Source organism: Pseudomonas sp. MWU16-30322 (genome assembly GCF_020515535.1).
In the GTDB taxonomy this organism is placed as follows: Bacteria; Pseudomonadota; Gammaproteobacteria; order Pseudomonadales; family Pseudomonadaceae; genus Aquipseudomonas; species Aquipseudomonas fluorescens_H.
In genome coordinates this window covers 1-21,696 of record NZ_JAIWYL010000002.1, presented here as the reverse complement: position 1 = coordinate 21,696, position 21,696 = coordinate 1, and the positions used below count along the sequence as shown (strand labels likewise).

Sequence of the window (21,696 nt, the reverse complement as noted above, 5' to 3'; positions counted from 1 at the left end):
ACTGCAAAGGAACGACGCAATGCATTGGCTACACGGGCGCGTGGGCACCATCGTGCTCTGGGCGCTGTTGATCATTCTGGAAAGTGGCGGGCAGATCGCGAGCAAGGTCGGTGGCGATCAGTTGGGCCAGATGGACTTCAGCCTGCAATGGCTGCAAGACATCGTCATGACGCCCGGGGTGTGGGTCGCGGTTGGCTGCTACATCGGCGCGTTTTTTGTCTGGATGCTGATTCTGCGACGCAGCAGTCTGTCGCTGGCGTTTCCTCTGAGTTCGCTGGTGTTTGTCGGCGTGCTGCTGGGGTCGTGGCTGGGGCTGGGCGAGCAGATCAGTCTGCTGCACTGGATCGGCGTGGCGGTGATCATGGGCGGGATAGCCTTGCTCGCCGAGGGCGAAGAGCACTGAAATGCTCCGTGTAGGAGCTGCCGCAGGCTCGGGCCGCGATCGGACGATCTTTGCTTTTCAAGATCAAAAGATCGCAGCCTGCGGCAGCTCCTGCACAAAGCAGTCAGGCGTCAGGCTTTTGGTGGTTCAGCAGGAAGCCCAAACCGTGCGCCAGCGGAATATCCTTCACCCCCGCCTCCTGCTGTTGCCGGGCGATCTGCCGGTGATAGGCCTTGATCTGAGTCCAGTGCATTTTCGGCCGGTAGTGGTGCTCGGCGTGATAGCCGTTGTTCATCCACAACAGGTTGTACAGCGGGCTGTAGGCACTCACGCCCCAGGCAATCGGCAAATCCGGGTTGCCGCCAAAATGCTCGTAGTAACCGTTGAGCGATGACAGCGCCTGACCCAGATACCAGAACGGCAACAACACCAGCACCGCCTGCCAGTCATACACCGCCAGCAGCAGATAAAACGCCACCGTCACATAGATCTCGACCTGAACCCAACGCGCATCCTTCGGGCGTTTGCGGCGCATTTCGTTGTAGATCGGCTTGGGGTCGTCGCGAAAAAAACTCAGGAAGGTGTAAGCCCATGGATTCTCCGGCTGCCCGTTCTTGCCGCGCAGATAGATCGACAGCGGATCAATGGTCTTGCCGTCCGGCCCCGGCAGGTCCGAATTGCCCCGGTGATGGCGATTGTGGATATCGCGATAGAGGGTTTGCGAAAAACCGATGGTCACCGACAACAGCAGATCGAACGCCCGGTTCAGCCACGCCGGGGTGAAGTAGGCGTTGTGAATCTGGTTGTGGGAAATGCTGTTGATGCTCCACGACAGGCTGATCGCATAGCCCAGCGCCAGCGGCACAAAGGCCCACCAGGACAGATCGTGAAAGGCCGCAACCAGCCACAGGACGAAAGCGAAATGGGCCAGGCCCAGAGCGATGGGGATCAAATCCCACAACGAATGAGCCAGCAGACGATAAGCAGGGCGAGCCATGAAGAACATCCTGAAGGAATGGATTCGACAGGGCTGCCTGCAAACCGCAGACCAATTCGCCCGCGCGCCTGATCAGTCGAACTTGTAGGCGATGGCCGCCTGCACTTCGCCCTGATTGGTATCACCCACTGCTTTGACGATGCTGCTGTCCGCCGCCGAGCGGGTCAGGTGTATCCAGCTCGCGCTGGTGACCAGCGACCAATGCTGCGCCAGGGGAAACTCGAAGCTTTGGGTCAGCGCCACGTTCTGCAAACCGCCGCCGGCGTTGTACGCGCGGATACCCGAGGCCTGCGCCTCGCTGTCGCTGACACCGAAGAAGGTCTGCGTGCCCTGCGCATCGGCGAAATGCGCGGTCAGGTTGCTGCTGCCGATCACCCCGCCGCCCAGTGGATAACCGATTTCACCGCCCACCTTTCCAAACACGCCGCCCTGCCCGCTGCCACCGCCGACGGCCTGGCCGACGAAGGCGAACACGCGCCAGAAATCGGCCGGGGCGTATTGCACGAAGCCGCCAGCCTCGGCCATGTCGGGCACATCACGCAAGCCGCGCAACTCGCCGTTGGCGGTGCGCCCGGAGAGGTAATTGATGTACGGCCCGGCACTGAAGCCGTTGCTTTTCAAGGCGCTCCAGGTCAGGCCGTCGTCGGTGCCGAGGCTGACATCGCCCCAGTCCAGATCGAGATACGGTATCGGCCGGGTTTCGTAACGGCTGCCGGTGGGATCATGAGGTTGGTAACTCAGTCCCAGGCCGGCTTCGCCGGTGATGCCATCCGCCAGCGCAGCCCCGGAAAAGCAGGCCAGTGCGGTCATTAACGCCAGTGTATTCCTCTGCATGAGGCCATTCCTTTTCTGAACTTGCGCGCATCAATCCCCGGATAGAGCCCTTGGCGCAAGCACTCATGTTGTTTGTAGCAAGCTACAAAAATTGTAGCTCCACTTCACGAAAACCATGCATAGGCCCCGCCATTACGGGGTTTTGCAGATTTGGCACAGTCCCTGCTCCCACCCTTGCCAGGCGCAGACCGCGCACCCTGACAACTGCCTCGACCCAACAGGTACTGCAGATGATTGACTGGCATATCGTGTGTGATTTCGACGGGACGATCACCCGTACCGACGTAATCGACAGCATCCTTGAACGCTTCGCCGACCCGAGCTGGGAAGCCATCGAAAACGAATGGCTGGAGGGCAAGATCGGTTCCCGTGAATGCCTCAGCCGTCAGCTGGCGCTGATCAAGGCCACGCCTGCGCAACTGCTCGAATTCTTCGACAGCATCGACATCGACCCGGACTTCCCCGACTTCGTCGACCACGTGATCGGCCTCGGCGCTTCGCTGGAAGTGGTCAGCGACGGCATCGAACAAGGCATCGCGCGGATTCTGGCGCGCAACTACGTGACGCTGCTGCCGATCCTCGCCAACCGCCTGCGCCAGATCGATCACGACAAATGGCGCATCGACTTTCCCTACGCCAGTGACGCCTGCCGCGCGGCCTCCGGCAACTGCAAATGCAAATCCACCCCCAGCAGCAAACGCGTGCTGGTGATCGGTGACGGCCAGTCCGACATGTGCGTGGCGTCCACCGCCGATTTCGTCTTCGCCAAGGATCGCCTGGCCGAGCACTGCGAGCGCAACGGCATCGCCTACGCGCGCTTCGACAGCTTCGCCGAACTGCCGCAACTGCTGGCCCGCCTGCCTCTGGCCCCGGCCGCCAACGCCGTCAATTTCAGCACCGAATCCACTTCTGAAGCACAGGAAACCCTGCACCATGTCTGATATCCGCATTGCGACAGCCGAAGACAAAGTCCTTCTGGAAAAAGAAGCCAAATACTGCTCCTACGGCGACACCGTTCACTACATCGAACCGCCGCGCATCTTCAGCCGCTGCGAAGGCTCCTACGTCTGGGACACCGAAGATCAGGCCTACCTCGACCTGCAAATGTGGTACTCGGCGGTCAACTTCGGTTACGCCAACCCGCGGCTGAACAATGCGCTCAAGCAACAGATCGACACCCTGCCGCAGATCGCCAGTCAATACCTGCACAAAGGCAAAATCGAGCTCTCGGAAATGATCGCGGTCGATGCCAAGAACAAGTTCGGCCTCGACGGTCGGGTGCACTTCAACGTCGGCGGTTCGCAGTCGATCGAGGACTCGCTGAAGGTCGTGCGCAACGCCACCAACGGCAAGAGCCTGATGTTCGCCTTCGAGGGCGGTTACCACGGGCGTACCCTCGGCGCGTCGTCGATCACCTCCAGCTACCGCTATCGCCGCCGCTACGGCCACTTCGGTGAGCGTGCGCAGTTCATCCCGTTCCCGTATTACTTCCGCGGCCCGAAAGGCATGACCAAGGAAGAGTACGGCAGCCACTGCGTGCAGCAATTCGCGCGGTTGTTCGAGACCGAATACAACGGCGTCTGGGACCCGAAAGTCGGGCAGAGCGAATACGCCGCGTTCTACGTCGAGCCGATCCAGGGCACCGGTGGCTACGTGATCCCGCCGATGAACTTCTACAGCGAACTCAAGCACGTGCTGGATCAACACGGCATCCTGATGGTGGTCGACGAAATCCAGATGGGTTTCTATCGCACCGGCAAGCTGTGGTCGATCGAACACTTTGACGTCAAACCCGACGTGATCGTCTTCGGCAAAGCGCTGACCAACGGCCTCAACCCGCTGGGCGGCATCTGGGCCCGCGAAGAGCTGATCAACCCGAAAGTCTTCCCGCCAGGCTCGACCCACTCCACCTTCGCCTCCAACCCGCTGGGCACTGCGGTGGGTCTGGAAATGTTCAAGATGACCAGCGAAGTCGATTACGGCGCGATGGTCATGGCCAAGGGCAAATACTTCCTCGACGGTCTTCAGGATCTGAAAAAACGCTACCCGATCATCGGCGATGTCGACGGTCTGGGCCTGGCGCTGCGTTGCGAGATCTGCACCGAGGACGGCTTCACCCCGGACAAGGCCACTCTGGATTACATGGTCGAAGAAGGCATGAAGGGCGACATCGAAATCGACGGTCGTCGCCTCGGTCTGATCCTCGACGTGGGCGGCTACTACAAGAACGTCATCACCCTGGCACCGTCGCTGGAAATCAGCTATCCGGAAATCGACCTGGGCCTGGCCCTGCTCGACCGCCTGCTGCATCGGGCGATGAAACGATGATCGACGCAGAGATCGATATGGGCGAAGGCAACGCCGGTTTCGTTCTCGGCGACGGGGAGGTCGCGGTGCTGTTGATCCACGGCCTCACCGGCACCCCGACGGAGTTGCGTCGGGTGGCCGTGGGCCTGGCGAAAGCCGGGCACACGGTCTATGTGCCGACCCTGGCCGGGCACTGCGGCGGCAATGCCGACCTGCAAGCCACCGGCTGGCGCGACTGGTACGAAAGCGCACGCAATACCTTCGTCGGTGTACGCCGCAAACACCACAAGGTGTATGTCGGTGGTTTGTCCATGGGCGCGGTGTTGTCGATGTACCTGGCCGCCGAACACCCGGGACAGATCGAGGGTTTGCTGCTGTATTCGACCACCCTGCGCTACGACGGCTGGAGCATCAACAAACTGGCGTTCCTCACCCCGTTGCTGATGAAAATCCCGTTCGGCGTGCACCTGTGCAGTTTCGAAGAAAAGCCGCCCTACGGCATTAAGAACGAGCGCCTGCGGGCCATCGTCGAACGCCAGATGAAAGAAGGTCAGAGCAGTCAGGCCGGGTTGCTGACCATGGAAGGCGTCACGGTGCGCGAACTGCACCGGCTCAACGCCGTGGTGAAAAAACGCATGCCGTCGATCACCACGCCGGCGCTGGTGTTGCACTCCATCGAGGACGACATCACCAGCCGCTGGAATGCCGATTACGTCGAACGCAAGCTCGGCGGACCGGTGACCAAAGTGTTGCTCGACGACTGCTATCACATGATCACGGTCGACCTGCAGTACCGCCGTGTCGTGGAGTTGAGCATCGACTTCATACAGCGACGCTTCATGCAGCAGATCAGCAGCCCCGTTGCGCCGCTGGAGTACCGGCAACTGGCTTGAGCAGTTGCCGGCAGACATCCTGCGACACAGGCCGAACACCACGACTCGCCGACATAAGGAAACGACGTGATCACCGCTCAAGCCTTCTCAACGATCGAAGCGATCGACCGCTGCGCCTGGAATGACTGCTTCGTCGATGAGCTGGAGGACTGGGATTACTACCGCGCCGTTGAACGCGCCGGTATTGACGGCTTTCACTGGCGCTATCTGACGCTGCACGAGGACGGCCGCCTGATTGCGGCCACCGTGGCGTTCATCACGGCCTACTCACTCGATACCACGCTGCAGGGCGCGGGCAAACGCGTCAGTCAATGGCTGCGCCGACATCTGCCCCGGCTGTTCGACATCCGTCTGTACGCCCTCGGCTCGCCGGTGGCCGAGCAATGCCATGTCGGCACGGCTTCGCACATTGCGGCGACGCACCGCCCGTCACTGCTCCGTCAGTTGCTGGAGCTGGCAAGACAGGATGCCGAACACGCCGGGATCGGCCTGTTCGCGGTGAAGGATGCCTCGCACCGCGATCCACAGTGGCTGGAGGTCTGTCAGCAGGCCGGCCTGCAAAGCATGCCCGGGTTGCCCGGTGCCGAACTGCCGATCAGCTTCGCCTCGGTGGACGCTTATCTGGGTAGCCTGGGTAAATCCACGCGCAAGGATCTGCGCCGAATCTTGCGCAACCAGGGGCCGCGTACGGAATGGCGACGCTCGGTGCACGACTTGCTGCCGCGCATGATGGAACTCTACGAAGCCACCCTCGCCCGCAGCGATCTGGCCTTCGAGTGCCTGCCTGCGGCGTACTTTCGCGAAGTCCTCAATCACCTCGATAATCGATCGGCGTGCGTGCTCTATTGGGTCGGCGACGAACTGGTGGCGTTCAATCTGGTATTGCTCGACGAGCAGCGGTTGGTCGACAAGTTTTTTGCCCACGATCTGGCCCGCACGCGGCAGTACAATCTTTACACCCGTAGCTGGCTGGAAAATGTCGACTACTGTATTGAGCACAAACTGGCGATCTATGTGTGCGGGCAGGCCGGCTATGCCAGTAAGCTGCGTCTGGGCTGCTCGTTTGTCGGTAACACCGTGTTCTTCCGCCATCGCAATCCGCTGTTCGACCAACTGTTGCGTCTGGTGAAAATATTCGTTCGCCCGGATCGCTCCGATCCGGCCCTGGCAGCTGCAATAAGCGAAATCCAATGATCAATGACCGACGCGCCACGCCCCGACCTTTCGCCCTTTCCGGCTGGAGCCTGCAACGCAAACTGGTGTTGGCCTTCTGGCTGGTCAGCGTGATTCCGACCATGATTGCTGCGGAACTGGCGGCCACCACGCTGTCGCAGATCTTCGACAGCAACGTGCGCATCTGGCTGCAGGAATCGTCGAAGATCGTCGAGGACGAAATCAGCGAAATCCTGCGCGACAACGCCCGCGCCGCTCAGCTGTTTCTGCGTTACACGCGCCCTCCCACCGATCGTCAATCGGCCAAGCACAACAAGCTGACCGCCGACGTCGCCGACTCCATGGGCATCGACGTCGTGGCGCTGGTACGCAACAGCGATCACAAAGTGGTGTACAGCACCGCCGCCGACGACATCGTCAGCCAGATCAGCACCGCCCCGAAAGCGGTACTGCAAACCCTGCAGGTGGGCGGTGTGGCCACCGGCACGGTGATTTCGACGTTCGAGACCGAACAGAGCGGCATCGAATACAAATTGATCATCGGCACTTATCTGGACGACAGCTTCCTCACCAGTGTTGCCGACGTGCATTCGCTTGATCTGCGCCTTTACCTGGCCAAGGGCGACGACTTCTCGGAGATCTTCTCGACCCAGCGCTTTGAGGATCACCCTTTGCAAGTGCCGAAAGGAATTGAACAGAACCTGCGCGAAAGCAAGCGGCCATTCGAGCAATTCACCAACCGCTACAGCGGCATCTACCGGCCGATCTTCAACGAAAACGGCCAGCTGCAAGGGGTGATTTTCAGCGGACTGCTGCGCCACACCAGCCTGGTCGGCCTGGTCAATCAGAGTAACCTGTTCATCCTGATTTTCCTGCTCAGTTCGGCGGCGTCGCTGGCGGTTGGCTGGCTGGTCTCGCAGCGTCTGACCAAGCCGTTGCGCGGCCTGGCCAGAGGCGTACAAGCGGTGATTGCCGGCGACTATCATCAGCGCCTGAGTGTGAATGGCGGCGACGAACTGGCAGAACTGAGCAGCACGTTCAACCACATGAGCGAACGTCTGGAGGAGTTGCAGCATCTGGAGTCGCAACTGCGCCGCCGTGATCGCCTGCACGCGCTGGGCGAAGTCGCCATGGGTCTGGCCCATGAAATCCGCAATCCGCTGGGCATCATCAAAACCGCCACGCAACTGCTGCACCGCCGTGCCGACCTGCCGGAAACCGACAGGCGACATCTGGAATACGTGGTCAAGGAAGTCAGCCGGATCAATGATCTGATCACCGAGTTTCTCGACTTCGCCAAACCCAGCGCGCCGATCCGCGCCACCCAGTCAGCCCGCGCCCTGGTCGACGAACTGGCCGGTTTTTGCGAGCCGGAGCTGGCCAGCCACAACATTGATCTGCACATCGACGATCAGGCGCCGGGGGCGACGATCTACGCCGATGCCAAGCAACTCAAACAGGCCGGCCTGAACCTGATCGTCAACGCCATCGACGCGATGCCTGATGGCGGCCGACTGACCCTGAGCATCGCCAGCGACGCCAAATACACCATCGTCAGCGTGGCGGACACCGGTCAGGGGATCGAAGCCGATATGCTGGAGCGCATCTTCACCCCGTTCGTCACCACCAAGGCCTCGGGCACCGGGCTGGGCCTGGCCAAAGTGTTTTCGGTCATGGAAAACCATAACGGGCGCGTAGAATGTGTCAGCGAAAAAGATGCCGGCGCGACCTTCAGCCTGTACATTCCGGCCAATGGCGAGGACTTCGACGAGAGCGACGATGACGCATAACATTCTGGTGGTGGACGACGAACCGAAACTCTGCGATCTGCTGGCCTCGGCCCTCGGGCAGAACGGCATCAGCGTGTTCACCGCCGGCAATGGCCTGCACGCACTCAAGGTGCTGGAAAGCGAAGAGATCGATCTGCTGATCAGTGACTGGCGCATGCCCGGCATGGACGGTCCGCATTTGCTGGCAGAGGTGAAGAACCGTTATCCACAGTTGCCGGTCATCGTCATGACCGCCTACAGCACGGTGAAAAATGCGGTGGAATCAATGCGCAATGGCGCATTTGATTACATCGCCAAACCGTTCGACATCGACGAGCTGGACATCACCGTCAGCAAGGCCCTGCAGTTTCGCGACATCCTCAAAGACAACCAGCGCATGCGCGCCGAGCTCGACGAACATCGGCAGATCGACAGCCTGATCGGTGACAGCCCGAGTTTTCGCAGCGTGCTGCAAGCGGTGGACTCGGTACGCGAAAGCGCCGCCACCGTGCTACTCAGCGGCGAAAGCGGCACCGGCAAGGAGATGGTCGCCCGGGCCATCCACAAACATGGCAACCGCGCCGACAAACCGTTCGTTGCGGTGAACTGTGCGGCCATCCCCGAGGGGCTGCTGGAAAGCGAAATGTTCGGCCACCGCAAAGGCGCGTTCACCGGCGCCGTGGCCGATCGCATCGGGCGCTTTCAGCAGGCCGACAAAGGCACATTGTTTCTTGATGAAATCGGTGAAATGCCGCTGGCACTGCAGGCCAAGATCCTCCGCGCCCTGCAGGAGCGGGTGATCGAGCCGGTGGGCGATACCAAGGAACGCAAGGTCGATGTGCGGGTGATCGCCGCCACCAACAAAGACCTGTTGCAAGCGGTGGCCAACAAGGAGTTTCGCGAAGATCTCTACTACCGCCTCAACGTGTTTCCAATCCCGCTGCCGGCGCTGCGCGATCGGGTCGAGGACATCGCCCCGCTGGCCCGGCATTTTGCCCACACCCTGGGCGCCGCGGCCGGCAAACGCATCAGCGGTTTCAGCGCGCAAGCCTTGCAGGCGATGACCCGCTATTCATGGCCAGGCAACATCCGCGAGCTGCAGAACTGTGTGGAGCGCGCGACCATCGTCGCCTCCGCCAACATCATCGAGGAGCAGGATCTGCCGGCCTACCTGTTCGCCGCGCAAGCCTCGGACAGCAGCGGCCCGCTAAGCGAAATCAACGGTGTCCCGGCGGATCTGGACGCAGCACTCGCCGAAGTTGAGAAGGCCTACATTCTTGCGGCCCTGCAACAGAGCAACGGCGTGCAGGCCGCCGCCGCGCAGTTGATCGGCATCTCCGAACGCAGCTTCTGGTATCGCCTGAAGAAACTCGGGATCCACGTCGACAAGATCGTGCGTTAAGAGCGCTGGCTCAATTGACCGTGCCGCCTTTGGTTTCACTCATGATCTGCCGAATCGCCCCGACAAAGGTGTCCACCGGTTGCCCGCCCGTCACCGCGTACTGACCGTTGAACACCACGGTCGGCACCGAACTCACGCCGCGTTGCAGCCACAACTGCTCTTCTGCACGCACCTCATCGGCAAACTCGGCGGAGGCCAGAATCGCCTGCGCACGCTGCCGATCCAGGCCCACGCTTTCGGCAATCTGCGCCAGTTGCGCGTGATCGGACGGATTACCGCCGTCAGTGAAATACGCCTTGAACAGCGCCTCTTTCAACTTCAACTGCAAACCCTCAAGACCCGCCCAATACAGCAGACGATGAGCATCGAAGGTGTTGTAGATGCGGCTGTTGCCATCGGTGCGAAAGGCAAATCCGACCTCGGCGCCACGGGCACGAATCGCCTCGCGGTTCTTCTGTGACTGTTCCGGGGTCGAGCCGTATTTCTCGCCGATGTGCTCGGTGATGTTCTGCCCGTCCGGGCCCATCTTCGGGTTCAGTTCGAACGGCTGGAAATGAATCTCGGCCTGCACTTCATCGCGCAGAACCTCCAGGGCTTGCAACAGGCTATTGAGGCCGACGACGCACCACGGGCAGGAAACGTCGCTGACAAAATCGATTTTCAAAGCTGAACTCATCACACACCTCGCGGACGGAAATCGTGCGGGAAAGCTTGCACGATACACCGGGAATGCATGGGGACGTCAGCCGGCTTTTTTCGCGTCAGGCTCGATACCGCTCGTCCGAAAACATGCTTGACCTGTTATTTCTGACAGTGGTGCGCAACGGCTATTTCCAGCTCAATGGGCCAAAGCGCGCATTGACCATCGCTGAAGCGTATCAACCGCATCGGAGAACGCCATGACTGCCCTGTTTATCTACACCCGAGAACAACTCGCTGCGCTGCAGGCGGAAAGTCCGCAACAGCAGGTTGACCCGTTTGCCGAGATCAAGTCGGCCGGTCTGTTTACCGAAGACGGAGTACTCAGGCTGTTCCCGATCAAAATTCCAGGCTGGCACGAGGTGGATTATCCCCAGGCGCTATACGGCGTCAGCGCGGATGAAACGGCGGGCATTGGCCTAGGGTGGATAGTGCTGATTCCTTCCTATCTGCTTATGGAAGAATTCGACACCGTACGCCTGTATATGGGCAAACGCGTTGCGCCGGGCGAGACGCCCGATCCGGATGAGCCTGGCACCTTGGTCAAGACAGTGATTGTGCCTGCCGACCACAACAATAAGGACATTACCGGGATTCTCCCAAGGACTGTTGTCGAGAGACCCGGCATCCATCAGATGTGGTACAGCATCGAACGGGTGGGTGCCTCTGAACCGGTGCCGTCCGACCGCATCAACGTGTGGTTCAAACCGACCTTTCCCGACAGCCTCGACCCCACCGGCAACAGTCGTGAACGCGTGCCACTGGAGGCTCCGCGCTTTCCGGCGCTGATCGACAAGGACATGGTCGAATCCGGTGTCGAGTGCATTATTCCGGCCTGGCCGGTCATGGACCGCGGTGACGAGATCGAGCTGACGATTGCCAATCAGGTCGTCCGCTACGTCGTCAAACCCGAGGAGGTCGGCCAGGATGTCGTAGTGACGGTCCGGGCCACTACGCTCAAGCTGATCGGCCCCGCCGACCCGTTGCTGGTGAGCTACAGGATCACCGACCAGGTACATGACGCGAGTCTGACCTCGAAAGTCGGCGTGGGGATACTCGATCCCGATAACACCTACCTGGAAGCCCCTTCGGTACGGCTGAGCATCGATGACATTCTGAAACTCGACGACCTCAACGGTGCTGCCATGAAGGTCGACGTGCTGGTACGGCGCGCCGACGCCATCGCCGGTGATCGGGTGGAACTGACCCTTGTGGACACTGCGAGCGGGCATCCCGAGGTGTTCGGCCCACTCGATTACACGGCCGGTGTCGTGACCTTCGAGGTGCCTTTTGCCTTGGTGAAAAGACTGGCCCCGACCACCCTGACCCTGAGCTATCAGCGCATCCGGACAGTTGCTGGCAGCGAAGTTCGCACACCGTCCTATCCTTACTCGCCACGACTGACAGGCGAGCAATACCGGGCACCGGCCCCCACGGCTCCCGAGGCACGGGGTGCGGTGTTCCCTCCCGAACTCGAAGGCACGGTTATCTATGCCGGGCCCGGGATCGAGGGGATCGTGGTCGGCGATACGGTGACGCTCACCTGCCTGAGCACTAGCGCCGGCGGCACCACCCGACTGCAGACCTATGAGCGCATTGTCACGCGTTCAATGGACATTCCCGGTGTCGGTATAGTGGTGCCCTTCGATATTGAAACGGCACACTTCGGTACCTACCCCAATGGCTCGATTACCGTCGACTACAGCGTCACCGGTGACAGCCATAACGAACCTTTGCTGTCCTTCACCAGCCACTTTCGCATTGGTCGCACCCAGGACACGCTGGCCGTGGTCGAAGTCGGCAAGAACTCGGCAGGCGTTCTCGACCCCAAGGATATTCCGTTCGGCACTCCCGCCATTTGTCCCGCCGCCGCCCACACGCGGATCGGCGATACCGTGCATCTGGAAGTCTGGAGACTGGGCAACAACCTCGATCCGCAAGATCGCCCGGTATTCTTCGATTCGCTGCCAATCAGCAGCGGCAATGTCGGCACGAACATCGAGTTCCGCCTGGCACTGGAACTTATCCAGCCGCTGCTCAATCGTGTCATCAGTGTCGACTGGTACATCGAACGCCCCCGGGAACTGCCGCTGACGGCTCCGGAACTGACCCTGCGCATCGGTTCCAAGGCCCTGCTGCTGCCGGCACCGGAGTTGATGCAAGCCTCGGCCGGCATGCTGATCGATCCGATGAACACCTTGAAAACCGCGACGGTGAGTATGCGCTACGCCGGCATGGATCCATCGCATCGCGTGACGCTGTTCGCCAAAGGGCGTGAAGGTCTCGGCAGTCCGGCCCTGACCACCCTGCAAGGCAACACCAGTGGCACGCTGCTGTTTGACCTGCCGCTGACCGCCATTCCTGCAAACATCGGCACAATCATTTCCTTCTGGTACGAGGTGAGACAGGAAGGCATTCAGGATCAAAGCTCCCCCGCTGCGAAATATCAGGTCCGTCCGATCGCCAACCCGGAAATCAACTACCCGCGCATGAGCATTGCCGAGGCGCCAGACCACAAAGTGCTCAACCTCAACAACTTCCAGGGCGATGCGCACTGGACGCTGGTGCCGTGGCTGTTCATCGCCGTCGGCACCCGCATGCGCGTGGCCCTGAGCGGTCAGCAGGAGGACGGCAGCGAATACGTCATCAGCCTGTTTGACGAGGTCATCACGGCCAACCACATCCGTAGTGGACTGAGCGGCGTGATCGCTCGCGCACAACTCAAACTGTTCAAGGACGGCACGCAAGTGTTCGGCCTGTCGGTGGCTAACTTCAGCGACAAGGACGGCGCCGATACGTTCTTCCCGATGCGTGAACTGACCATCAAGACCGAAATGCTGGCCCTCCCGAAGATTACGCAACTGATCGATAACCAGGGAGGCATCACCGGCCAGGTCAGAAACGGCGGCACGTGCGATGACATCATGCCCAGCCTGGTGGGTAGCGCGACGCCCTACTCGACGATTCGGCTGTTCAACGGTCAAGTGTTTTTAAGGACGGTTGAGGTCGATGTCGACGGGATCTGGAGAGCCGACGTCTCGATCGGCAACGGTCGACACAGCCTGACGGCGCAGACGGCCGACGGCAAACAGGTCTCCCCGGCGTGGAACGTGACCGTGCAACCGGATTTCTATGAAGTGACCAATTTCTACAATGGCAACTTTAATGGCTGGGCGCTCGGTGAAGGTGGCCAAAGCTACAAACTGGTCGGTACGCCGCCCAACCTGTTGTTCTGGATTAACACGCCGCTCAAAATCAAGAACTGGGGCATCATCCTCAGCAAGCGATTCGACCTGGTGATTGGCGCGCAGTATGAATTCCTGTGTGGCGTCTACAACACTGCGGTCAACAGCTATGACGTCAACCCGTCGTTATCCCTGGGGGTCAGCTACATGCTTGAAACACCTCACAGAGAAATTCCCAAGTTCTCTGACTGGATTCTCCTGCGAGGCGTGTTTACCGCGACTGACCGATCCGCTGTGTTCCACATTCACAACCTTCAGCCGGGTGATATCGGCAATGACTTTTTCCTGCATAACCTGACCATCAGACAACTGACCAACGCGTAGCTCATCACCGCCGCGCCAGACTGCGCGGCCTCTGCAAAAGGGACTGCGCAGCTGGCTTGAGCAATACCATCGGCGATGGAAAAATCACAGCACGTTCGCCCCCGCCACCGGCTCGATCTGCGCCCAGTGCGACGTGTCCTCACGGTGCTGTTGCAGATACGGCAACACCGCCGCCAGCAACGGCGCCTTGAACGCCTCTTGAAAACGATGGGCCAGCCCCGGAATCAGCTTAAGCTGACTGCCACGGATATGCGCCGCCAGATGTACGCCGTGCATCACCGGCAACAACGGATCGGCCGTGCCGTGTACCACCAGGGTCGGCACCCGCAGTTGATTGAGCAACGTCACCCGGCTCGGCTCGGCAAGGATCGCCATGATCTGCCGCTTCACACCTTCAGGATTGAACGCCCGGTCGTAAGCAATCGCCGCCTGATGCAGCAACGCCTGCCGATCATCAGTGACTGAGGGGCTGCCGAGCGCCGCCAGCAGATCGGCCTGCTGCTCCAGCGCAACCTCGCGATTCGGCGCGCCGCGCCGCGCCAGCAGTTGCACCAGCGCCGCACTCGGCGCCGGCAATCCTTCGGCGCCGGAACTGGTCATGATCAGCGTCAGACTTTCCACCCGCTGCGGTGCCATCGCCGCCAGGTGCTGGGCGATCATCCCGCCCATGCTCGCGCCCAGTACGTGAAACTGGTCGACGTTCAGCGCGTCCATCAAGCCCAGCGCATCGTCGGCCATGTCGGTCAGCGAGTAAGGCGCCGACACCGGCAATCCGAGCTTGTAGCGCAGCACTTCAAAGGTCAGGTTGGCCTCGGCGGGCGCTTGACGCCAGGTCGACAGACCGACGTCGCGATTGTCATAGCGGATCACCCGAAAGCCCTGCTGACACAGCGCAACCACCACTTCGTCGGGCCAGTGGATCAACTGACCACCCAGGCCCATGACCAGCAACAGCGCCGGATCCGAGGCACGGCCGATGCTCTGGTACGCCAGGCTCACCTGTGCCAGATCGACCCGTTCGGTCGGTACATTGACGTCGCAACGCGAAGCCGCCATCGACGGCAGGCCGAACAACAGCGCGGCCAACAAAAGAAATAAACGCATGAAGAAACACCGAAACGCAGAACCCCAGTAGAGCGCGAGTCTGATGAAGTTTGTTCAAGCGCGCTGCCACAGTTGCGTGACAGTTTGATGAAGTTTGCCGAGTGGTCATGCGCCACGAGTCGTGACGTTCGTCGCGCCTGTCATTTCTGTCGGTGATACGCAACAGGACGTCGGTCAGACCTGTTCACCTTGACCGCATGAGGGCGTGGCTGAACGCCTGACCGGGACACCCTCTGAAACGAATGCCCGCGCCAGCGATAAATATGTACCGCAAGGCCCTGTGACAGCTCGCCTCTAATGGGCATGACCAGCGGAATCACCCGCTGGTCATGCCTTTTGGAGCCCCGGCGCATGTTCGATGCCCTTTCCCCTGTAACGGTCGACTTCGGCCTTGATCCGCCACTGCGGCCAACCCCTGACCAAAACCTCTGTTTTCTGGCGACGACGCGCTTGAACGCCTGTCACCAGCAATGGCTCGACCTCATGGCGCAGCGTCACGGGTTGCCCGACAGCGGCTGGTGGAGCGCTCGTGCGCGCGGTACTGCGCTGTCACGGCGCGATCATGCCGCGAGCCTGTACCGCCGGCATTTCGAAGCGGCCTGTGAGCTGGCGATTGCCGAAGGCCGGCTCAGCCGTTCACAACAACCCCGGCTGGCGCAGCTGCTGACGCCATCGAACAAAATCGCGGCGGATCTGCGGGTCGCGCAACCGGTGCTCAACCGTGTCGGTGGCAACCGTGTGCGCCTGCACGGTGCCCTGATGATCCGTCTCGAGGACGCGGTGTATCTGCTTTATATACCTGCCCAGGCACAACCGCTGATCCGCTTCGAAGATCAGGCCGGGCTTGAGCACTGGCTGATTGAGCAGTACCCGGATCCGGTGCTTGGCACTTCGCTGGACTTTATCGAATTCGGCCACGAACCGTTGACCCGCGGGCTTGAGCCGCTGATGGCCGGCCCGGCAAGCAGCGTCGGTAGCTGGATCGAGGTGGGCAGGCTTTTCCCCGCCGCGCCAGCCCTGCCCGATAGCACCGGGCAAAATGCCGACGAGGTTGCACCGTTTGGCTTGCTGGTCGCCGACATTCCTCTGGACCTGCGGCGGCAGGCACTGGCTGTTGAACACCTGGCGCTCGATCGTCTGTTTGGCGAATCCGATCTGCACGCCCCGCAGCGTCAGCAACTGGCCGGTGCTTTCGATGCCTTTGGCCAGGCCCGGCAAGCCAGCCACGATGCGGCGTCGGCGCTGCTCGACAGCCGGGATCCGCTGACAATGCTCGAACTGCGCCGCCACTCGAACGTCCATTACACCGCCCTGCTGCAGGCCCGGATCGCGGGGCTGCGCGCCGAAGTCGAATGGCAACGGGCACTGGAACAACTGACGGCGCAGGAGCATCGGCAGCTCATCACACTGCTGGACGCACCGGGGCACAACCTGCCGGCATCCGAAGGGGTGATCGCGCGCGTGTCGTTGTCGGCGACAGACCAGGGCCTCACCCGGGTCGAAGACCTGCCCGGCGTACTGATCATCGCGGCGCCTTCAGCGCTGGCGCCGGACTCAACAGACAGTCTGCTGCTTTACTGGCCCGGGCAGTGCGGTGGACTGCAACGCTTCACCTCGCGTCAGGCGCTGGAGCAAAACCTGTTCAAGCGCTCGCCGTACGACCGCGAACTGGCCCTGCACCTGACGCCACTGTCCGGCGATGCCCTGACCTGGTCCCTGGATCAGCAGCTCTATCAGTGCGAACAACAGGCCGCGACCATCATCCGCGATCACCCGCTGCCCACGCATGTCGAGGCGCGCAAAGCCGCGATGGAACAGCTGTGTGAACAGCATCTGTCACGCTTGACCGTAGCGCTGGCGCAAGCCCGCGCACGGGCGTTTGCCGAGCGTCAGGAGCAAGACCAGAGCGCCGCGCTGGCCGGCAACCTGCCCGCGTGGTTCAACACACTCGACGACGACAGGCGTACACGGCTCAAGGCGCTGATCAATCGCTATCTCGCAGCAATGCGACACGCTCATGCGCTGCTCGAACGAGAACTGCCACCGCGTCAGACCTTCGCCGAAAAACGCATCGACGCGCGCTTGCGCCACGACTTTGCACTGGTGAAAAGCGTGCGTGTGAGCCTTGATCTGCCCGACTCCACCTCCTGGCAAAAGACCCTGATCGAGGGCGCTGCGCCCGGCACTCCGCAACGCAGTGTCCTCACCGCCAGCGCCGGGCGCAGTGATCTCAGCCTGGAACAACTGGCCCAGAACAACATCGACCAGGACATGTGGTGGCGACTGTCGTTCATGCAAGTCAAGGTCAGTGCCGAGGACGAAGGTGATCGGCAGCGTGTCGAGGCGGGCATCAACCCGGTCTACCTGCGTCAGCTGGTGACGCAACTGGATCTGGCCGGACGCTACGAAATCCTGATTCGCCAGGCGTTTTTCGGCACGCCGACAGAACCTGCGTTCACCCAGGCCTGGCGCCGCGAATGCCTGAGCGAACCGTGGCGCCTGATGCTCGAACTGCAGGGTGAGTTCGCCTTGCTGCAGCAGCACATCGACAGCGCCGGCCATGCCGTGCTGAAAATCGCCATCGACGCGACAACGGCTCAGGCCTATGCCGTCGACGGCAAGCGCATCGCGTTGCTGCCGGTACACCTGACGGTCGGCGGCACGGACACCGCGCATCAGGGACCGAGCACACTCGCCGGGGTCACCTTCATCGTCGAGCAGGTCAGTGGCCTGACCCTGCTGTACCTGCCCGACAGCAGCGACGCGATCTTCCTGCGGCAGTACGCAACACTCGAGCAGGCGCGTCTGGATCTGTTCCGGCGCTGCGTTGACCGCAACATGGTCAACTACCTCGCCGGGCGTGCCCTGAGTGGCGATTTCGCCAGCCATGTCAGCCGGATCAATGAAGCACAACTGCGCAACTTCAATGCCCTGATCGGCGTCGGCATGGCCTGGCCGGCAACCACTTCGCTGGCCAGTCATCTGCTGAACGTACACATGGGCCGCTTGCTGGAAGCTCATCGCGACAGTTCGCGCTCCAACGATGCGTTGTATCTGGAACATTGCGCACTGAAGTCCGGCGCCCTGTTCAACTATCTGAAAATGGCCATCGGCATGCTGCCGTTCGTGGGCACAGCTGTGGCGCTGTATGACGCCTGGCACAGCGCCAACCTCGCCGTGGCGGCGTTCTTGCGCGGTGAACTCGGCCACGGTCTGGCGGAAGTGGAAGCGGTTCTGTTGTCATTGATCGACGCCGCTATGGACGTGCTGCCGGGCAAAGTCAGCGCGCCCGCCGCCGCACGCCTGGCAACCCGGCAGCGGCAACAGGCGACACTGGGCAGGTCCGCCGCACTGCGCACGTCCTGGCAATGGTCCCGACAGTCGCTCGACCGGTTCAAGGGCTACGAATACGAACACGACATTTCCCTGGCCGGCCTGAGCCCGGCGACCGAGGGCGTTTACCGCAATGTCTACCGCCATGCCGAGGGCGATTTCATCCTGCGGCTGGGCCGCGTCTATCGCGTCCAGCTCAGCGAACAGCCACGCGGCTGGCGTTTGTACGGGACGTGGATGCGCGGCTACAAACAGCCGATCGCCCTCGACGAATTCGGCCAGTGGAACACCCACTACGCGGTATACGGCACGGTGATGGACGGTGGCGGCGCAGGCGGTGGCGCGGTGCTCGGGCATCTGGCCGATGGCCTCCAACCGCTCTGGCCCGAGACCATCCGCCGCTGGCTGCCAGAGTGGTGGACCAACCGCCAATTGCGCCGGCAATTGACCCTGAACAACACCATCGACGCCTACGCCCGCCGCCTGCAGAACCAGACACGCACCACCAATCAGTTGCTGGAAAACTACCAGAGACTCGACTTTGTCCAGCGCAAGCCGCTGCTGGCAGAGGTCGACACGGCCTGCGTCAATGACATCGACAAAGCCATCGAGCTGTTCCAGAGCTCGGACGAACTGCTGCACCTGAGTCGCGGCAACAAAGTCCAACAGCTCAAGGAATTGAAGAGCCGCAGTGCCTTGGTGGTGGTGGACCGCGCAGTACAACGCGCGACCGTGGCCCGCGATCGCTTGCTCGAATTCCTGAACCGGGTCGATGCGCTGGTCGCCGAATCCGACGCCACGCCTTACAACCAGACGGCAGCGCACGTGCAGCTGCTGGCCCGACGCAAATGGGTGCGCAAGGCTTTTCTCGAGGAGTTCGATCAACTGCACGCGATCATCGAACAGGCCAACCTGTGGAACAGGCGCATCACCAACAATACCCAGAGGGCGAAAATGGCCGCCGACATCACGGCCCTCAACCGCAACTTCGGCGATCGCAATCACCACTACCTCAGAACCGCCCACCTGCTGGAGATCATCACCCGCTACGAAGCGGTCGACGATCTGTACTGGATGTACTTTCACACACAGATGAAGGACGCCCGGATAAAAGTCGGACGCGCACTGCTGACCCAGCATCATCTGCCCGAGACCAATGCCAGCGTGGCCCAGCGCAACCGGATCATCGAGGATTCCCTGGAGATTTATGCCGGTTTCCGCCGTCAGTTGAAGGCCTGGACACTGGGCTATCCGCAGCATCTGGAGCTGGAGCAGATCGCACCGTTTCTCGATAGCCTGAGCAAGGTCGAAGAGCACGCGCGGCATGCGCTCAAACAGCCGCCGCCGATCAGACGCCGAGAGCCTGGGGCCAGGCAACTGTTCGAAACCGAGGACAACCAGTTGCTGATCGGCACCGAGACCCTTGATGAAAGTACCCGCCAGGTACGCTTCATCGTGGCCGGCGACGGCTTCCATGAAACCTGGCTGCGGCGCCCGAGCGGCAAGTATCACTTGCAGACGCGCCACACCGCGACCACGCCGTCCCTGCCTAGCGATGTCAGACCCTTGCTGGCCGAAGCCCGGCAGCGGCTCGCCGCTGTCACCGCCTACCAGGACAAGGTGAATGGCTACGCCCGTCAGGACATGTTGCCGGTGGACCTGGAACACATGCTCGTCAGCGAAGCGACGGAACTGAGCTCCCGGGCGCAGGCGATCGAGCGGCTGTCGCCGACCGACCCACTGGTCGCGCAGTTGCACGCCACCGCGCAGGCGTTGCAACGGGCCGGGCGCACGTTGCGCATCGACCAGTCACTGCGCAGCAAGACCCCCACTGAAGGCTATCTGGACTATCTGCTGCAACAGCAAGTGGTGGATATCCGCAAGGAAGGTGAACTGCGGGCCCTGGGCAGGCGCGCCGACAGGAGCAAGGATTTCCTCCAGGAGTACGAAGTCCGCGACCTGACCAGCCATCCGCCGCGCACGCTGTGGTATGCGCACTTTCACTACACCTCGGACAGGGCGCCGTTCGGGGATTTCGCCAAAGCTCATCTGAAATTGCCTGAACAACGCAATCTCGGCCTGCAATGGCAACAGGCCCAGGGTGCTGGCGGCGCACAGGTCGAGGCAATCTGGCGTGGGGATATCGGTAAACCGCTGGGCATCCAGCACTTCGCCCACCTCTGAAGCAAAAAACAGCGGCGCACGGGAGGTGCTCCGCTGTACTTCAAGCAGTCGACAGCCCCGCCAACATGAGACAAACTCACCGCATTAGCCTCAATCACAAATTTTGTTCATGGAGCCTGCGGTGCTTGAAATCCGTCATCTGAAAACCCTGCATGCCCTGCGCGAGGCCGACAGTCTGGTGGATGCCGCCGACCGCCTGCACCTGACGCAGTCGGCGCTTTCGCACCAGTTCAAGGAGCTGGAGGAGCGCATGGGCATGCCGCTGTTCGTACGCAAGACCAAACCGGTGCGCTTCACCAGTGCTGGCCTGCGTCTGCTGCAACTGGCTGACGCGACCCTGCCGCTGCTGCGTGCCGCCGAACGCGACATCAGCCGACTGGCCGGTGGCACCGCCGGGCGCCTGCACATGGCGATCGAATGCCACAGCTGTTTTCAGTGGCTGATGCCGACCATCGACCAGTTCCGCGACGCCTGGCCGGAAGTCGAACTCGACCTCGCCTCGGGCTTCGCCTTCGCCCCGCTGCCGGCGCTGGCTCGCGGTGATCTGGACCTGGTGGTGACCTCCGATCCGCTGGACATCATCGGCATCACCTACGTGCCGTTGTTCACCTACGAAGCGATGCTCGCGGTCGCCAACCAGCATCCGCTGGCAAGCAAACCGTACATCGTTCCCGAAGACCTGCTGAGCGAAACCCTGATCACCTACCCGGTGGAACGCGATCGGCTGGACATCTTCACCCGCTTCCTCGAACCGGCCGACATCGAACCGGCACAGGTGCGCACCTCGGAACTGTCGGTGATGATGATGCAACTGGTCGCCAGCGGCCGTGGCGTCTGCGGCATGCCGCACTGGGCGCTGCACGAATACAGCTCACGCGGCTACGTGAAGGCCAAGCGCCTGGGCGAAAAAGGTCTGTTCGCCACGCTGTACGCGGCGATTCGCGCGGATATGCTCGATGCACCGTACATGCGCGATTTCCTGCTGACCGCCAAGGACACTTCGTTCTCGACACTGGATGGCGTCAGCGCGGTGCGCTGACACACATCCCC

At 61.4% G+C, this 21,696-nt stretch carries 14 protein-coding genes; 10 read left to right on the top strand and 4 right to left on the bottom strand.

The window, feature by feature from the left end; all coding sequences use genetic code 11:
- Positions 1-19: 19 nt before the first annotated feature.
- The gene (locus tag LCH64_RS03050) at positions 20-403 is read left to right on the top strand and encodes an EamA family transporter (protein ID WP_226499472.1); all 384 of its coding nucleotides are present in this window, start codon (positions 20-22) and stop codon (positions 401-403) included.
- Between the two features lie 103 nt (positions 404-506).
- Here LCH64_RS03050 and LCH64_RS03045 read toward each other — a convergent pair whose 3' ends face one another.
- Together LCH64_RS03045 and LCH64_RS03040 are read right to left on the bottom strand one after the other, a co-directional pair.
- Positions 507-1,379: a fatty acid desaturase gene (locus LCH64_RS03045; protein WP_226499471.1), complete on the bottom strand. Its 873-nt coding sequence runs from the start codon at positions 1,377-1,379 to the stop codon at positions 507-509.
- A 72-nt stretch (positions 1,380-1,451) separates the two neighbouring features.
- On the bottom strand, positions 1,452-2,213 hold the full coding sequence (locus LCH64_RS03040; RefSeq protein ID WP_103486464.1) for a MipA/OmpV family protein: 762 nt from the start codon (positions 2,211-2,213) through the stop codon (positions 1,452-1,454).
- 230 nt (positions 2,214-2,443) lie between these two features.
- Between LCH64_RS03040 and LCH64_RS03035 the strand changes: the two genes are divergently transcribed.
- From LCH64_RS03035 to LCH64_RS03010, 6 genes are all read left to right on the top strand, one after another.
- A complete protein-coding gene (locus LCH64_RS03035; protein WP_003227777.1) occupies positions 2,444-3,154 on the top strand; it encodes an HAD-IB family phosphatase in 711 nt (236 codons plus the stop codon).
- Positions 3,147-4,541 carry an aminotransferase class III-fold pyridoxal phosphate-dependent enzyme gene (locus tag LCH64_RS03030; protein ID WP_226499470.1) on the top strand — a complete coding sequence of 465 codons (1,395 nt, stop codon included), beginning with the start codon at positions 3,147-3,149 and terminating at the stop codon, positions 4,539-4,541. Before LCH64_RS03035 ends, LCH64_RS03030 begins: the two co-directional genes overlap by 8 nt.
- Positions 4,538-5,413, top strand: coding sequence for an alpha/beta fold hydrolase (locus LCH64_RS03025; RefSeq protein WP_003227781.1), 876 nt, complete (start codon positions 4,538-4,540; stop codon positions 5,411-5,413). The genes LCH64_RS03030 and LCH64_RS03025 overlap by 4 nt, the downstream gene beginning before the upstream one ends.
- 66 nt (positions 5,414-5,479) lie before the next feature.
- A complete protein-coding gene (locus LCH64_RS03020) occupies positions 5,480-6,607 on the top strand; it encodes a GNAT family N-acetyltransferase (RefSeq protein WP_226499469.1) in 1,128 nt (375 codons plus the stop codon).
- Positions 6,604-8,376 (top strand): ATP-binding protein, encoded by a 1,773-nt coding sequence (locus tag LCH64_RS03015; RefSeq protein ID WP_003227784.1) that lies wholly within the window; start codon positions 6,604-6,606, stop codon positions 8,374-8,376. Before LCH64_RS03020 ends, LCH64_RS03015 begins: the two co-directional genes overlap by 4 nt.
- Positions 8,366-9,757: a sigma-54 dependent transcriptional regulator gene (locus tag LCH64_RS03010; RefSeq protein ID WP_226499468.1), complete on the top strand. Its 1,392-nt coding sequence runs from the start codon at positions 8,366-8,368 to the stop codon at positions 9,755-9,757. Before LCH64_RS03015 ends, LCH64_RS03010 begins: the two co-directional genes overlap by 11 nt.
- Before the next feature lie 10 nt (positions 9,758-9,767).
- Here LCH64_RS03010 and LCH64_RS03005 read toward each other — a convergent pair whose 3' ends face one another.
- Complete coding sequence (locus LCH64_RS03005; RefSeq protein ID WP_226499467.1) at positions 9,768-10,433, bottom strand: DsbA family oxidoreductase; 666 nt, start codon at positions 10,431-10,433, stop codon at positions 9,768-9,770.
- Positions 10,434-10,656: 223 nt separating this feature from the next.
- Between LCH64_RS03005 and LCH64_RS03000 the strand changes: the two genes are divergently transcribed.
- A complete protein-coding gene (locus LCH64_RS03000) occupies positions 10,657-14,025 on the top strand; it encodes a hypothetical protein (protein ID WP_226499466.1) in 3,369 nt (1,122 codons plus the stop codon).
- An 84-nt stretch (positions 14,026-14,109) separates the two neighbouring features.
- On the opposite strand, the gene LCH64_RS02995 is transcribed toward LCH64_RS03000, so the two are convergent.
- Entirely contained in the window at positions 14,110-15,129 is a 1,020-nt protein-coding gene (locus tag LCH64_RS02995) for an alpha/beta hydrolase (protein ID WP_226499465.1), read from the bottom strand.
- A gap of 351 nt (positions 15,130-15,480) precedes the next feature.
- Here LCH64_RS02995 and LCH64_RS02990 point away from each other — a divergent pair, with 351 nt between their 5' ends.
- Positions 15,481-20,646 carry a DUF6543 domain-containing protein gene (locus tag LCH64_RS02990; RefSeq protein ID WP_226499464.1) on the top strand — a complete coding sequence of 1,722 codons (5,166 nt, stop codon included), beginning with the start codon at positions 15,481-15,483 and terminating at the stop codon, positions 20,644-20,646.
- Between the two features lie 121 nt (positions 20,647-20,767).
- Positions 20,768-21,685: a transcriptional regulator MetR gene (metR, locus tag LCH64_RS02985; protein WP_045122615.1), complete on the top strand. Its 918-nt coding sequence runs from the start codon at positions 20,768-20,770 to the stop codon at positions 21,683-21,685.
- Positions 21,686-21,696: the final 11 nt, after the last annotated feature.

Bases quoted from the DNA above. Each gene is read 5' to 3' on its own strand.
- LCH64_RS03050 (WP_226499472.1), top strand. From the start codon at position 20: ATGCATTGGCTACACGGGCGCGTGGGCACCATCGTGCTCTGGGCGCTG.
- LCH64_RS03040 (WP_103486464.1), bottom strand. From the start codon at position 2,213: ATGCAGAGGAATACACTGGCGTTAATGACCGCACTGGCCTGCTTTTCC.
- LCH64_RS03035 (WP_003227777.1), top strand. From the start codon at position 2,444: ATGATTGACTGGCATATCGTGTGTGATTTCGACGGGACGATCACCCGT.
- LCH64_RS03010 (WP_226499468.1), top strand. From the start codon at position 8,366: ATGACGCATAACATTCTGGTGGTGGACGACGAACCGAAACTCTGCGAT.
- LCH64_RS03045 (WP_226499471.1), bottom strand. From the start codon at position 1,379: ATGGCTCGCCCTGCTTATCGTCTGCTGGCTCATTCGTTGTGGGATTTG.
- LCH64_RS03000 (WP_226499466.1), top strand. From the start codon at position 10,657: ATGACTGCCCTGTTTATCTACACCCGAGAACAACTCGCTGCGCTGCAG.
- LCH64_RS02990 (WP_226499464.1), top strand. From the start codon at position 15,481: ATGTTCGATGCCCTTTCCCCTGTAACGGTCGACTTCGGCCTTGATCCG.
- LCH64_RS03025 (WP_003227781.1), top strand. From the start codon at position 4,538: ATGATCGACGCAGAGATCGATATGGGCGAAGGCAACGCCGGTTTCGTT.
- LCH64_RS03030 (WP_226499470.1), top strand. From the start codon at position 3,147: ATGTCTGATATCCGCATTGCGACAGCCGAAGACAAAGTCCTTCTGGAA.
- LCH64_RS02995 (WP_226499465.1), bottom strand. From the start codon at position 15,129: ATGCGTTTATTTCTTTTGTTGGCCGCGCTGTTGTTCGGCCTGCCGTCG.
- LCH64_RS03015 (WP_003227784.1), top strand. From the start codon at position 6,604: ATGATCAATGACCGACGCGCCACGCCCCGACCTTTCGCCCTTTCCGGC.
- LCH64_RS03005 (WP_226499467.1), bottom strand. From the start codon at position 10,433: ATGAGTTCAGCTTTGAAAATCGATTTTGTCAGCGACGTTTCCTGCCCG.